Here is a 15,214-nt window from a genome sequence, read left to right as displayed (position 1 = left end):
ACCGGAAAGATTCATTATTGGAGGGACTATGGCCTTACATCATAGCAATACTGAGCCTACCGCTCAACAGCTATGGTCGCGGACCCGGAATTATATGAAGGACCAGGGGTATCTGAGTCCCCGCGATACAAACCTCGTTAGCGAAGTAAGCGCACTGGGCGTGTTCGATAATATGATTATCCTCTCAGTTGACGCAGATTCACTCCGTTCTACTCTGGAAAACAAGCTCCATGATGATATCAACGAATGCCTGTCAACTGTGTCTGACAAACCCATGACTTTCATTGTTAAAGTCAATACCCCGAACAATCCCTATACGGATACTGCAAATACTGCGGACAGCGATATCAACAGAAACAATGCAGGGTATAAAGATAACGGCGGCAGCGGATATGCGGAACTGGGAACCGAAACAGGGATAAACCCTTATGAGCCGGACCTGAGCATATCGGAAAATATCGGTATTGATCCGGGCCTCATCGGAAATGTGGAAAACCCGGAAGGGACCGGGACCAGCAGCACTTTTGCACCGCGTAAAACAAAAGGCTACACAGAGCCGTACACACCTGCCCACTACGGGCAGCACGCATCTGAGGTTTTACATAATGAGCCGTCCGCAGAGCATAAGGATGCACCGTTCCATGACCCGATATATGAAGGCGGCAGGGAACCTCAGCCGGCCGATAATATACAAAATCAGCCGCATCTCCCTAAAACCCAGATATCGCGGAATGCCGTCACCCACCTTAACCCTTACGCGACTTTTGATACTTTTGTCCAGGGGACATCAAACCGCTTTGCAAAATCAGCAGCAGTAATAGTTGCTGAGGCTCCGGGAACTGCAGACTATAACCCATTATTTATTTATGGCGGTTCAGGTCTGGGGAAGACCCATCTGCTCAATGCTGTCGGCAATTATGTGCTCAGACAGGACCCTAAAGCAACAGTGCGGTATGTTACCGCAGAAGAATTCGTCAATGACTTCGTCAGTGCTCTTGCTGCAGGGGCAAGGAAACAGGCAGCTTTAGCTAATTTTACCAAGAAATACAGGAATGTCGACGTCCTGCTGCTTGATGATATCCAGTTTTTCCGCGGTACTGAAACAATGGAACAGTTCTTCCACACGTTCAATGAACTGACCAGTACAGGCAAGCAGATAGTCATCGCATCCGATGTTGCACCTAATAACCTCAAAGGCTTCAATGAAAGGCTGAGGACACGCTTCAACAAAGGGCTCGTTGTTGATGTTGCACCGCCGGAAAAAGAGACACGGCTGGCAATACTGCGGCTGAAGGTCTCCAACAGTACTGTCCCTGTCCCTAATGATGTACTCGATTATATCGCCGACAAAATCACAGACAGTGTCCGCGAGCTTGAGGGAGCGCTTACCCGCGTTACAGCTATAGCAACGCTTAATGACCAGCCGGTGAGCCGTACTTTAGCAGAACAGACTCTCCATGATTTTTTCAATTCCGATGTGGAAGTTACCCCTACAAGCATTATCACCAATGTAGCGCATCACTATACACTTACTTTTGACGATATCGTCGGGCCTTCGCGTACAAAAAACGTTGCCGAAGCCCGGCAGGTATCCATGTATCTTATCCGTGAAATGACAAGCCTTTCCCTTGTTGATATCGGTGAAATATTCGGAGGGCGCGACCATTCCACAGTCATGCATGCCTGCAAGAAGATCGCAAATGAGATGGGCAAAAAACGCGCCCTCTACAATAACGTCAATGAAATCACTATGTATATCAAACAGAAAGATTCAATCAGCCCTGTTTCCCGTAATTGACCAGTATTTACGCGGCTCAGATACATCAGGACGGATGTAACAGTACAGTTCTGCCTATTCTGCCGATCCCTGAAATATATAGATTATACGGTTTCCTCATTAATAATTCCCTGTTACGTCTTTTCACAGAAATATACTGTGCTTCTATTTTGCTTTATTTTTCTGCTGCCTCCCTTTACATCCTCTCCATTTTGTGAAGAAACTTATCCACAATACTTTCCACAGATATATGATAACCCTGAGGATAAGTAAGATATTGGCGTGGAAAACATGGGCAAAAAACGTTAATAAAATTAACATTTTTGAGGATAAAAAATCCATAACATATTGCATGTGAGTAACATCAAAGTTATCCACATTTTCTAAACTGATTTTCCACATGCAACCGTTGCCTTCACAATTGATATCATGCGGTTCATACACCATTTCCACATCTTCCACAGCCTCTACTACGACTACTATCTAATTTATATACTTGCCCTTTTAGCCATAACCGCATGCACCATCCCGTTTCGTATATGTTCGTTCGCCCGTTACAATAGACTCATAAGACTTAAAGTTTGCCAGACTACGAACTGAGGTACTAATGAAGGTTGAGATTGATTCCTCTGCTTTTTCAGAGGCTGTATCATGGACTACCCGTATTATCCCTGCCAGGCCTGCGACACCTATCCTTACAGGTGTAAAGCTCGAAGCAGCTGACGGTACCCTCCAGCTCTCAGCATTTGATTATGAAATTTCTGCGCGCCATCACATTGAAGCAGGAATCGATGAAGACGGCACTGTTATAGTACAGGGAAAGCTCCTTGCAGATATAGCTAAAGCCCTGCCGAGCGGGAAGACCTACTTATCAACAAATGGCTCAAAATTAACAGTTTCAGGAGGAAAATCCACCTTCTCCCTCCAGCTGATGCCTGAATCCGATTATCCTGAACTTCCTGAAATACCTTCCTCTTTAGGCGCTATAGACGGAGATACTTTCTCGCACGCTATCGCCCAGGCAGCTGTTGCTATTTCCCGTGAAGAATCAAGGCCTGTGCTTACCGGGGTCCGTGTAGCCTTTTCTGGTGATAAAGTGCAAATGACTGCAACAGACCGTTTCCGTCTGTCACGGTCAACCTTTACGTGGTCTCCTGCGCAGGATGATACTGATACAGCATTGCTTGTGCGGGGAAACCTCCTGCGTGATATTTCACGCTCCCTGGATACTGCACAGAACGTTGTTCTTGGGTTCAACAGCGAGTCGCCGACACTGGTAAGTTTTACCAACGCTGGGAAAGTTTCAACGACTCAGCTTATTGATGGCGAGTTCCCGTCAGTTGACCGCCTTTTTGTTTCTGAATACCCGATCCAGGCGGTTATTGACAAAAATGCCCTTATTGATGCTATACGGCGTGTATCCCTTGTAGCAGAACGGAATGCCCCTATCCGTATGGTTTTCGATAATAACGAAGTGACCCTGTCTGCAGGATCGGCTGACGAATCCCAGGCAACAGAAGTGATCCCGGTTGATATGGATGGAGACCCCATTACGATCGCTTTCAACCCTAATTATCTTCTTGAAGGCCTGGGGGCAATTTATGAACCGTATGTCCGCGTAAAGATGGTCTCTCCTATAAAGGCAGTGGAATTTAACGGACAACAGGAGCAGGATGGCAATGAATCGCTGGATTACCGGTATCTGCTGGTGCCGGTCCGGTTTGTTGACTGACCATCCCGGGCTTATTGAACCAAAGTAAAGAGTATTCTGTGCATATTTCGCGGCTTGCCCTTGACTATTTCAGGTCGTGGGACCACTGCGTCCTTGATCTGGGCAGCCATGTCAATGTACTTTTTGGGCATAACGGCCTGGGCAAAACAAATATTGCTGAGGCAGTAGAGTTCCTCTCAACAGGGTCCAGCCACAGGGCGGGCTCATCACAGCCGCTTATACAGCATGGGCAGAAAAGTGCAGTTATACGGGCAAATGTGGAATCAGGCCGGGATGTTTCTGATCCTGATATTTCCGGCTCTGAAAAAAAGACGGGAACAAAACCTGATCAGTATACGGTAACTATTCCTGCAAAAGGTGCAAACCGTGCCCGCATCAACAACGGCCCTGCACTTTATCTGCGCGATATAGTGGGGAATATCAAAACTGTTTCTTTTACCCCTGAAGACCAATGGCTTATTTCTCTTGATCCGGCAAGGCGGCGCAGTTTCCTTGATAGTGCAGGGTCACAGATAATACGGGATTATTTTAGGGTCTTGCAGAAGTATGCCCATGTCTCAAAGCAGAGGTCAGCACTTCTGAAGAACATTGCGAACAGAAGGGATATGGGCAGCAGTACTTATGGTCCTGAAGGCGATAGCCGGTACAGCGGATATAGCAGCCAGGGGTATGATAGCCAGAGTATCGCGCAGGATTATTCGAGTCTGGAAGTATGGACCGGGCAGCTGATCAGCACAGGTATAGAGCTGACCCGGTTAAGGGCCAGTATCTGTGATCAGCTGGAAGGGCCGTTTTCGCGGATCTATTCCCATATTGCAGGGGACAGCCAGAAAGCAACGCTGAAATATTCCCCGTCTTTTACGGAAGTGTATGATTTCCCTGATGATCCATTTTCCGCTATAAGCAGCCATTTCCAGCGGCTGTTTGAAGGGGAGGCCGCCCAGGCACGGAACCTGATAGGACCGCATCGCGACGATATAGGCTTTTTCCTCAATTCAATGCCGGCACGCGAATATGCGTCAAACGGTGAATTATGGACCCTGGCTTTAGCATTGAAAATGGCCCTGTTTGAAGTATTATCAGAGAAAATGGCTGCCGGGCATAATGAACGCCATAATGATACCGGAAATACACCGTCCGACTCCGACAATAATTTTCACGGGACCAGGAACAAGCCTATCCTTATCCTTGATGATGTCTTCTCCCAGCTTGATATATACAGACGCACAAAAATCGTTGATTTTGCTGCAGGTCAGGGGCAGGTTATCATTACTGCTGCATCACAGAGCGATATACCTGATGAATTTATTTCCGGCAACATGGATACGCATGCTGGCGTAGAGCTTATTGATGTTGAAAAAGTCAGGGACAATACTGATGATATATGGGGCGGCTGATGGCAGAAAATAACCGGGAATCTGTAACACCCGTAGCAGAGCGGCTCGGGCTGCCGCAGAAAAAGCTTCCTGCGCAGATATTCGGCCGGTATAGAAAACTGTTTACCCAGAAACGTGATTATGCCCTGATGAATGAAAAGGCCAGGGACAGCTTCGGCAAAAAAGGGCGCGACCCCAAGGATCTTGATACAGCTCTGGAAAAACTGTTTACTTCGGGCAGCGGTATATGGAAAAAGAACCTTATGCTTGCCAAACTGCAGACGCAGTGGGGAAGCGTTGTCGGAAACCATATTGCGCAGCACACGAGTGTGGGATCGTATTCGGACGGGCTTCTGGTTATTACAGCAGATTCCCCTGTGTGGGCTACCCAGCTGACATATATGGTGCCGCAGCTGAAAAAAGTAATATCACAGCGGCTTCAGGGGCTTCCTGTAACCCAGATCCGTGTGACTGGTCCGCAATCTTCGGCAGGAAGGCATCGGGGAAACCGGCGGGGCCTGTGATCCGACTCCGGTCATCAAAATAATCCGCTGAAGGCTTTTCAGCAGCATAACGTCTACTTCTTTTGGTACCCTATATATATTGTGTGTGAATGCGTTTAAGAGCCGTTTCTGTGCTTTTTAGCGTGAAGTACTTGCGGAAAGTACTCCGAAATTGCTTATGTGGCAAAGGCGATATTGGGGTTTAAGGAGGACAGCTTGGCTGGCAGTGAAGAAAATGGACAGGTACAGAAGGAAACTCAGCGTGAGGGCAACGGCGAGCAGCTTGACGACGATATAAAACCGGACCATTATGATGCGAGCGATCTCAGAGTCCTTGAAGGGCTTGAAGCTGTACGTATCCGTCCGGGAATGTATATAGGGTCTACAGGCCCGCGGGGGCTCCATCATCTGGTTTATGAAATAGTTGACAATTCAGTTGATGAAGCGCTTGCGGGGTATGCTTCGCATATTGAAGTGACGATCTTGCCGGATAATGGTGTGCAGGTAATAGATGACGGCCGCGGAATCCCTGTTGATGAAGTTCCGGGAGAAGGCCGGTCCGGTGTGGAAACAGTTATGACCAAACTGCATGCAGGAGGCAAATTTGGCGGCGGCGGCTACGCTGTGTCCGGCGGCCTCCATGGTGTAGGTATTTCCGTTGTGAATGCGCTTTCTACCAGAGTGGATATTGAAGTGCGCCGCCAGGGATTCCACTGGACCCAGACGTATATCGATCAGAGGCCCTCAGCCCCGTTGAAAAAAGGCAGGGCTATGGATGAGGGCGAAAGCACAGGTACTTCTGTAACTTTCTGGGCAGACCCTCAGATATTTGATGCAACAGAATATGATTTCGAGACCCTCCGCGCGCGTTTCCAGCAGATGGCCTTCCTGAATAAAGGGCTGAAAATATCCCTGACTGATCTGCGCACAGTAGATGAAGCTGTAGATGAAGTTGCCTCAGAGGATAATAATCCTTCTGGAAATGGGCATCGTACGGTTACGTACCAGTACGTCAACGGCATTAAGGATTATGTCGATTATCTGGTCAAAGCCAAAAAATCCGCTGTGATCGAAGAAGATATCATTGATATTGATGCAGAAGATACGCAGCAGGGTATTTCTGCTGAGATCGCCATGCAGTGGACTTCAGGGTATTCTGAATCTGTCCACACTTTTGCCAATACGATCTCAACAACTGAAGGCGGGACCCATGAAGAAGGCTTCCGCGCCGCGCTTACCGGCCTTGTTAACCGGTATGCCCGTGAAAAAGGCATCCTTAAAGATAAAGATGAAAACCTCTCCGGTGATGATGTGCGTGAAGGGCTTGTGGCGGTGATTTCCGTTAAGCTGACAGTCCCGCAGTTCGAAGGGCAGACGAAAACCAAGCTCGGCAATGCGATCGCTAAAACCTTCGTCCAGCGCGTTATGACAGAACGGATGGCCGACTGGTTCGATGCCCATCCGAGCGAAGCGAAGTCGATCATCCAGAAAGGCATGGAAGCCGCCCGGGCACGCCTGGCAGCCAAAAAAGCGCGTGAATCAACAAGGCGCAAGTCGATCTTTGAATCAGCCGGGATGCCTGACAAGCTGAAAGACTGCCAGTCTTCAGACCCTGCAGAATGCGAGCTGTTCATTGTAGAGGGTGATTCGGCAGGCGGTTCCGCAATCCAGGGGCGCAACCCGATAACCCAGGCTATTCTTCCTTTACGCGGGAAAATCCTCAATACAGAACGTGCTTCGCTTGACCGTATGATGAAGTCAGACACCATTGAATCCCTTATTACCGCAGTTGGCGGAGGATATGGGGAAGATTTCGACGTGAGCAGGGTACGCTACCATAAGATCATCATTATGGCTGATGCTGATGTTGACGGCGCCCACATTGCAACATTGAACCTGACATTATTCTTCCGCTATATGCGGCCTATGATCACTGAAGGCTATGTATATGTTGCAATGCCTCCGCTGTACAGGCTGAAATGGACGAAAGGCGCGCACGATTTCGTCTATACCGACGCTGAGCGTGACCGTATGCTGGAGGAAGGGCGGGCTTCCGGCAGGCAGCTTCCTAAAGGCGAAGGTATCCAGCGGTATAAGGGCCTGGGTGAAATGACATACCAGGAATTATGGGAAACCACAATGGACCCTGAGCACCGCATTTTGAAGCAGATACATATTGAGGATGCTGCACAGGCGGATGAGACATTCTCCATGCTGATGGGTGAGGATGTGGAGCCGCGCCGTCTGTTCATCCAGCGTAATGCCCGTGATGCGCGCTTCATAGATGCATAGCCAATCCCTATAGTGCAGATATCGACAGGAACAGGAACATCAAAGGTAAGGAAGAACCGTGGCAGACGATAATGAAGTAGATCTCAGCAGCGAAGAACCGGCAGACGGTGCGGATAATTCGCTTGAACCTGTAAGCCCTCAGGCAGGCGACGAAGATTTCGGACTGCTGAAAGGCACCCGTATCAGGGCAATGGACCTGCAGCAGGAAATGCGGGAATCATACCTTGCATATGCCCTTTCAGTGATCGTTGAGCGCGCACTGCCTGATGTCCGCGACGGCATGAAGCCTGTGCACCGCCGTGTGATCTATGCGATGTACGACGGGGGATACCGGCCGGACCGCGGTTATAACAAATGCTCCCGTGTTGTCGGTGATGTGATGGGTAAATACCATCCCCACGGCGACGCTGCTATCTATGACACGCTGGTACGTATGGCACAGCCGTGGTCGATGCGGTATCTGCTTGTGGACGGCCAGGGCAATTTTGGGTCTCCTGGAGATGATCCTGCAGCTGCCATGCGATATACAGAGTGCCGCATGGCACCGCTGGCTATGGAGCTTGTACGTGATATTGATAAAGATACCGTCGATTTTGTCCCCAACTACGACGGCAAGACCCAGGAACCTACAGTGCTGCCAAGCCGGTTCCCCAACCTTCTGGTGAACGGTTCGGCAGGTATTGCTGTAGGCATGGCGACGAATATCCCTCCTCACAATATGCGTGAAGTCGCGCAGGGGGTCCACTGGGCGCTGGACCATCCGGATGCCAGCCGTGAAGAGCTCCTCAACAATCTGATCGCCATTATTAAGGGGCCTGACTTCCCAACAGGAGCAACGATCCTCGGCCACAGAGGCATTGAGCAGGCGTACCGTACCGGGCGCGGCCTGATCACTATGCGTGCCGTAGTCAATACTGAAGAGATCAACGGCCGCCTGTGTCTGGTGGTGACTGAACTCCCTTACCAGGTGAACCCTGACCGGCTGGCATCTTCAATACGGGAAGCAGTACGTGACGGGAAGATCCAGGGTATCGCTGATATGCGCGACGAGACTTCCGGGCGTACAGGCCAGCGTCTGGTCCTCGTCCTTAAACGTGATGCTGTCCCGAAGGTAGTGCTCAACAATCTTTATAAGCACACCCAGCTGCAGCAGACATTCGGCGCCAATATGCTTGCCCTGGTGGACGGCGTGCCGCGTACGCTCAGCCTTGACGCATTCATCCGTCACTGGGTATCGCATCAGCTTGATGTTGTGGAACGGCGCACCCGGTATCTGAAGCGTGAGGCGGAAGAGCGCGACCATATCCTCCAGGGGTATCTGAAAGCGCTGGATATGATCGAGGAAGTCATAGCGCTTATCCGCAGGTCGCCGGATGTAGATGAGGCCCGTGCGGGCCTGATGCGGCTGCTTGATGTTGACCAGGTACAGGCGGACGCCATCCTTGCCATGCAGCTGCGCAGGCTGGCTGCACTGGAAAGGCAGAAGATCATTGATGAGCACGATGAGCTGATGCGCCGGATCGCTGACTATAATGATATCCTTGCCAGCCCGGAGCGCCAGCGCGCCATTGTCGGCGATGAAATGGATGAAATCGTTGACAAATACGGTGATGAGCGCCGCACACAGATACTCCCGTTCTCCGGCGAAGTCAATGTTGAGGATCTTATAGCTGAGGAGAATGTTGTTGTAACAGTAACGCATTCCGGCTATATCAAACGTACAAAAGCTGATGAATACCGGGCTCAGCATCGGGGCGGCAAAGGGATCAAAGGGACCCGGCTGCGTGAAGATGATGTTGTGGACCATTTCTTCCTTACCAGTACCCATAACTGGCTGCTGTTCTTTACCAACCAGGGCAGGGTATACCGTATCAAGGGCTATGAGGTCCCGGAAGGTTCCCGCGATTCCAAAGGCCAGCACGTTGCTAACCTCCTGCAGCTGGGGCCTGATGAGAAAATACAGCAGGTCCTCTCTATCAGGGATTATTCCGCAGCACAGTATCTGGTCCTTGCAACCCGCAGCGGCAGAGTCAAGAAGACCCATCTCTCAGAATATGATTCTGCCCGCCAGGGAGGCCTGATCGCCGTACGTCTGCGCGAGATCGAAGGTGCTTACAGGACTGATGCCGACGGCAAGAAGGTAGCGGTCGTTGATGAACTTATCGGTGCCGCACTATGCAACAGTGATGATGAAATCATTGTTGTTTCGCGGAAAGGCATGAGCGTTAAGTTCCAGGCAGATGACCAGACCCTGCGCCCTATGGGACGCCAGACTGCAGGTGTCCAGGCGATGAAATTCCGCGGAGAGCCCGGCAATGACCTCCTGCTGAGCATGGACGTTATCCCGGCTGATTCGGATTCAGACCTTCTTGTAGTTACCAATGAGGGTTTTGCCAAGCGTACTGCGTTAAGCGAATACCGTCTGCAGGGGCGCAACGGTTATGGAGTTAAAGCCATCAATCTTGTGGAGGACCGGGGATCTCTTGTCGGCGCTATGGTAGTCCATGAAGATGACCAGGTGATGGCCATTATGAAATCAGGCAAGGTCATCCGTTCGGATGTTTCGGAGATCAAACGTACCGGCAGGAATACACAGGGTGTGACCCTAGCGAAAACCGGTAAGGATGATGAGATCCTGTCTATCGCCCGGAATGCTGAAAAAGATGATGAAACTGGTGACGGACAGAATACTGAAGATTCAGTAAATAACTCTGACGCTGCGGACCGGGATGGCAGCACCAGGAGTACAGTTGAACAAGGAATAACAACCGATAGCGCAGCGGGCACAAGCTCAGCTGAGTAGGAGGGTATTATGACGGCAGAAACTCCGCAGCCGCAGGATCCACGGTACGACGCCCGGCAGGACGCATCTGCCCAGCAGATGGCGGATCCTAATGCCGAAACACAGTACACTACACGTGATGCCCAGGAGGTTGCGGCAAGGTCTGCTGTCCGTCCGGCAGCAAATTCCGGAGGTCATGCGAGAACTTCCCAGCAGCCGGGGGATACCAGCCGTGCCGGAAGCTCTTCCTCAGCCGGTACAGGCTCAGGTGTGCCCCGCGCCCGCCGGATGAACCTGTCAATAACCCGGGTGGATCCATGGTCTGTCACCAAAATGGCGTTCATGCTTTCTATTGCCGGAGCCATAATCCAGCTTGTTGCCGTAACCCTTATCTGGTTTATTGTAGATGCGGTAGGCCTGTTTGATGTTGTCAACGAGCTTGGTACCAGGATCAGCTCTTCATTCAATCTGACAGATATCCTCAGCCTTCCAAGGGTCATTGGTGCAATAACGATCCTGTCGGTATTCGAAATCGTTATTATTTGCGTGATGGCAGCAATTGGGGCACTTCTGTACAATGTTTCCAGCCGCCTTGTAGGCGGGATCCACGTAACGCTTGGTGATGATTAACAGACCAGGTCCGGGTACCCGGTTATGCCAGGCTGGAAACAGCAGGTAAAGGCGGGTCCTATGGAACGTGATAATCCGTCAGGCAGCAGGCGTGCGTCGATTGATGATGTGGCATATGCATCCGGTGTTTCCCGGCAGACAGTCTCCCGTGTGATCAATAATTCCGGATATGTAGCTGAACAGACGCGGATGAAAGTTGAAGATGCCATCAGGCACTTGCATTATCAGCCTTCCCAGTCTGCCCGTGCACTTGCAACACGGCATTCGCGGATGATCGCAGTCATAGCAGGCGGCATCAATTATTTCGGGCCATTATCTACGATATCAGCACTGGAACAGACGGCCCGTGCCCGCGGATATTTTATTTCCCTGGCCAATGTTGACGAACGGGGGCTGTCAGATACTGAATTTTCCTCTATTATGCAAGGTTTCTCCCAGCTTGGTGCCGAGGCATATGTGATCGTTGCTCCGACTGATGCCATGCTCCATGCCGTTAAGCAGGTGCGGTTTGATGTCCCCTGTGTGATCATTACCGGATCGGATGGGGATGAGGATATTGAAGGGTATCTTGAGGCAAACAGTACCGTGTATGCTGTGAGTATTGACCAATGGGATGCAGTGGGCTGTATTGCAGAAACAGTATATTCTGACTGTTTCAGGCATCAGGGGGCTAAGGATTCGGGTTCCGCAGCCGCCGGAGCTAGGAATAATGCAGCCTATTATCTTGCAGGGCCCCTGCAGTGGCGCGATGCGTATACCCGGCGTGCAGCATGGGAAGCAGCGTGTACGGAACTCGGGATGGAGAGCACTGTTATTGACGCGGACTCATGGGATGCCCAGGCAGGGTATTCGGCAGTAGAGGCCATACTGGGAGAGACTTTCGGGGACAAAGGGCCTGAAAGCGGCAAGTTCCGTGAAGGCCGTAATATCGCAGTTGTCTGTGCCAATGACCTGCTTGCCTTTGGTGCTTTACGCGCTTTAGGCGAATACCCGGGCCTGGATATAGATAACAGGGATACGGGCCGGAGGCTGGTAAAAATCGCCGGATATGATGATATGCCCGGGTCAGACAGTACATGCCCGCCGTTGAGCACAGTAAAACCGGATTTTGGGATGCTCGGATCAACGGCTATGGAGATACTCCTTAATGCTGTTGAGGATCCCGGAAGCGCAGAAGGTCCGGAAGAAACTGCAGGGGATGTATCCAGTGGCGCAGAAGCAGGGAATGGGATAAAGGGCTGGAAGAAAGGCCTCACAGGGAACAGGGATGCTGCTGTATTGCCTCAGCGGCACGGTGTTATCCAGGTCCCTGCACAGTTTATCCGACGGGAAAGCCTGTAAAAGTACCTGTAAAGATAGTGGAATAGACAACACGGCGCGTGTATAGAATCTCTTTAGTGCTATACTTGATGTGTGAGCGCTCACATATAAATACGGAAAAGAAAAGCAGAAACAGAATCCATCCGTAATGTTTCCACAGACGGGAACGGTGAGACGGTTCCAAAAACAGTACTAAGGGGTACTGGACTACTGGACGGGTCCGCATTTACAGTGCTGCGGGCCGGATACGCGAAAGGTGGTGCCGCATGGCTGGCACAGTAGCTGATACGGCAGCGGGAATGGCAGCTGAAACACATATGTTGCCGAATACGGGGCGTGCTGCCGAGGATATTGCCGAAGGCAGGACTTCACTGGGGATCGAGTTCGGCTCCACGCGGATCAAAGCTGTCCTGATTAATAACAGGTATGAGACTCTTGCTTCAGGGGAGCATGGCTGGGAAAACCGTCTGGAAAACGGGCTGTGGACGTATTCACTGGATGATATCTGGTCCGGCCTTCAGGATGCATATGCCAGCCTGGCTGATGATTTTAAAGGGAAATACGAGGCAGAGCTTACTGCTGTCGGGTCGCTCGGTTTTTCTGCAATGATGCACGGATACCTGGCTTTTAACAAAGATGGCAAACTTCTCGTACCGTTCCGCACATGGCGCAATACCAGTACCCGCGAAGCGCACGAAAAGCTGTCGGATCTGTTCCGGTTCAATATCCCCGAACGCTGGTCTATCGCGCATCTGTACCAGGCGATACTCAACAAGGAAGAGCATGTCCCTGAGCTGGCGTATTTCACTACGCTTGCAGGATATGTCCACTGGAAACTTACCGGGCGTAAAGTCCTGGGGGTCGGCGATGCATCGGGCATGTTCCCCATAGACTCTCAGACACATACATGGGAAGAGGGCTTCCTTAGCCGGTTCAGAAGTCTTCCGGAAGTATCACAGCAGCCCTGGGACATCCGGGGTATCCTGCCTCAGCCGCTTGCAGCAGGGGAGGATGCAGGGACACTGACTGCAGAAGGTGCGCAGCTTCTTGATCCCAGCGGCAGGCTTCGACCGGGCATCCCGATGGCGCCTCCGGAAGGCGACGCGGGGACCGGCATGGTAGCGACAAATTCAGTACGTCCCTGTACAGGCAATGTATCAGCAGGGACATCGATATTTGCTACAGTCGTCCTGGAACACAGGCTTGAACGGCTCCATCCTGAAATCGATATCGTCGCTACCCCTTCAGGGGATCCTGCGGGGATGTCGCACGCCAATAATTTCACTTCAGACCTCAACGCATGGGTGGGTATTTTCAGCCAGTTTGCACAGGCTGCAGGTATGGCAATGGATATGGATACTGTGTATTCCACACTGTTCACTGCGGCGCTTACTGACAGCCCTTCTGATCGTTCCAGTCCGCAGTTTCCGTCCGGCATAAGTGCGGATGCTGATGCGGGCGGGCTTATCAACTACTGTTTCTATTCCGGGGAGTTTCTCGCCGGCCTGGAAGAAGGGCGGCCGGTATTTGCCCGCGGCCCGCACAGCCGCATGACTTTGGGGAATTTTATGCGGGCGCAGCTGTTCTCTGCATTCAGTCCGGTGAAAATCGGCATGGATATTATGGTGAAAGATGAGCATGTGGCTATAGATACCCTGGTTGGCCATGGCGGTATATTCACCACCCCTGTAGTCGCGCAGCGCATACTTGCCGCAGCATTCAACGTTCCTGTCACAGTAATGCCCACTGCTTCTGAAGGCGGTGCCTGGGGCATGGCAGTCCTTGCAGCATATCTGCTGCGCTGCGCGGGAGCCGGGGAAACGCAGGATCTTGCGGATTTCCTTGATACGGAAGTATTCGCTGATGCCCGGCCATCCACAGAGCAGCCCTGCCCTGACGACGTTGAAGGTTTTAAAAAGTTCTTCAGGCGTTTTACCGCAGCCCTTCCTGTGGAAAAGGAAGCCGTCAGGACTATCAGTGATGACAGTGCCGATGAAAACACTGCACAGCAACAGTGAGGTGGGAAGCGTCGGAAACCGGCAGCAGTGAAAACTACGATGCCGTAACTATTGGGAAAACAAATAGACAGACAGGAGCAATATGCCAACTCTCAATGATTATCCTCAGGAAACCCGCAGCGAAGTCATGCGCGTGCGGAAAGAAGTGTCAGACCTCCACCAGCAGCTGATTGCATGGAACCTTGTAGTATGGACTGCCGGGAATGTATCACAGCGCCTGCATACCGCGGATCTCATGGTTATCAAACCTTCGGGCATAAGGTACGAAAACCTTACGCCGGAATCTATGGTGGTGTGCGATCTGGAAGGGAATGTGGTAGACGGCGAGGCAGCCCCATCTTCCGACACTGCTTCCCATGCATATATCTACCGCATGATGCCGGAAGTATACGGTGTCGTCCATACCCATTCCACATATGCCACGGCCTGGGCAGCGACAGGGAAGAATATCCCCTGCGTACTCACCATGATGGGTGATGAATTTGGCGGAGAAGTCCCGGTAGGGCCATTCCGGCTTATCGGCTCTGAAGCTATCGGCGAAGGTGTGGTCGAAACACTGAAAAAATATCCGAAATCCCCCGCTGTCATCATGCAGAACCATGGCCCGTTCACTATTGGCAGGAGTGCTGAAGCAGCAGTCAAGGCGGCAGCTATGACGGAAGAAGTTGCCCATACAGTGTGGGCAGCGCAGATGATAGGGGGAGTGATCCCTATCCCGCAGGAAGATATCGACAGACTCAATGACCGTTATCAGAACGTATACGGCCAGCAAGGCAAATAGTTA

11 protein-coding genes are annotated in these 15,214 nt (G+C 51.3%); 10 read left to right on the top strand and 1 reads right to left on the bottom strand.

Translation table 11 applies throughout. The features are described from left to right. The first annotated feature begins 28 nt into the window (after window positions 1-28). Window positions 29-1,798: a chromosomal replication initiator protein DnaA gene (gene dnaA / locus HMPREF9156_RS0105930; RefSeq protein WP_007147864.1), complete on the top strand. Its 1,770-nt coding sequence runs from the start codon at window positions 29-31 to the stop codon at window positions 1,796-1,798. A 144-nt stretch (window positions 1,799-1,942) separates the two neighbouring features. On the opposite strand, the gene HMPREF9156_RS0105925 is transcribed toward dnaA, so the two are convergent. Continuing rightward, on the bottom strand, window positions 1,943-2,239 hold the full coding sequence (locus tag HMPREF9156_RS0105925; RefSeq protein ID WP_155998868.1) for a hypothetical protein: 297 nt from the start codon (window positions 2,237-2,239) through the stop codon (window positions 1,943-1,945). 145 nt (window positions 2,240-2,384) lie between these two features. Here HMPREF9156_RS0105925 and dnaN point away from each other — a divergent pair, with 145 nt between their 5' ends. The 9 genes from dnaN (at window position 2,385) to HMPREF9156_RS0105880 (ending at window position 15,211) form a co-directional block, all read left to right on the top strand. Next, window positions 2,385-3,509 (top strand): DNA polymerase III subunit beta, encoded by a 1,125-nt coding sequence (gene dnaN / locus HMPREF9156_RS0105920; protein ID WP_007147862.1) that lies wholly within the window; start codon window positions 2,385-2,387, stop codon window positions 3,507-3,509. A gap of 38 nt (window positions 3,510-3,547) precedes the next feature. Next, window positions 3,548-4,906 (top strand): DNA replication/repair protein RecF, encoded by a 1,359-nt coding sequence (locus tag HMPREF9156_RS0105915; RefSeq protein ID WP_007147861.1) that lies wholly within the window; start codon window positions 3,548-3,550, stop codon window positions 4,904-4,906. Beyond that, entirely contained in the window at window positions 4,906-5,409 is a 504-nt protein-coding gene (locus tag HMPREF9156_RS0105910) for a DciA family protein (RefSeq protein WP_007147860.1), read from the top strand. Before HMPREF9156_RS0105915 ends, HMPREF9156_RS0105910 begins: the two co-directional genes overlap by 1 nt. Before the next feature lie 195 nt (window positions 5,410-5,604). Then, window positions 5,605-7,680 (top strand): DNA topoisomerase (ATP-hydrolyzing) subunit B, encoded by a 2,076-nt coding sequence (gene gyrB / locus HMPREF9156_RS0105905; RefSeq protein WP_007147859.1) that lies wholly within the window; start codon window positions 5,605-5,607, stop codon window positions 7,678-7,680. A gap of 58 nt (window positions 7,681-7,738) precedes the next feature. Further along, on the top strand, window positions 7,739-10,483 hold the full coding sequence (gyrA, locus tag HMPREF9156_RS0105900; protein ID WP_007147858.1) for a DNA gyrase subunit A: 2,745 nt from the start codon (window positions 7,739-7,741) through the stop codon (window positions 10,481-10,483). 9 nt (window positions 10,484-10,492) lie between these two features. Further along, window positions 10,493-11,092 carry a DUF3566 domain-containing protein gene (locus tag HMPREF9156_RS0105895; RefSeq protein WP_007147857.1) on the top strand — a complete coding sequence of 200 codons (600 nt, stop codon included), beginning with the start codon at window positions 10,493-10,495 and terminating at the stop codon, window positions 11,090-11,092. Window positions 11,093-11,152: 60 nt separating this feature from the next. Continuing rightward, complete coding sequence (locus HMPREF9156_RS0105890) at window positions 11,153-12,433, top strand: LacI family DNA-binding transcriptional regulator (RefSeq protein ID WP_007147856.1); 1,281 nt, start codon at window positions 11,153-11,155, stop codon at window positions 12,431-12,433. A gap of 278 nt (window positions 12,434-12,711) precedes the next feature. Beyond that, window positions 12,712-14,430, top strand: a complete 1,719-nt coding sequence (locus HMPREF9156_RS0105885; RefSeq protein WP_029246395.1) for a xylulokinase — start codon at window positions 12,712-12,714, stop codon at window positions 14,428-14,430. 82 nt (window positions 14,431-14,512) lie between these two features. Next, the gene (locus HMPREF9156_RS0105880; protein WP_007147854.1) at window positions 14,513-15,211 is read left to right on the top strand and encodes an L-ribulose-5-phosphate 4-epimerase; all 699 of its coding nucleotides are present in this window, start codon (window positions 14,513-14,515) and stop codon (window positions 15,209-15,211) included. The last annotated feature ends 3 nt before the right edge of the window (window positions 15,212-15,214 follow it).

This window comes from Scardovia wiggsiae F0424 (assembly GCF_000269605.1).
Lineage (GTDB): Bacteria > Actinomycetota > Actinomycetes > Actinomycetales > Bifidobacteriaceae > Scardovia > Scardovia wiggsiae.
This window is presented reverse-complemented; position numbering and strand designations above follow the sequence as displayed.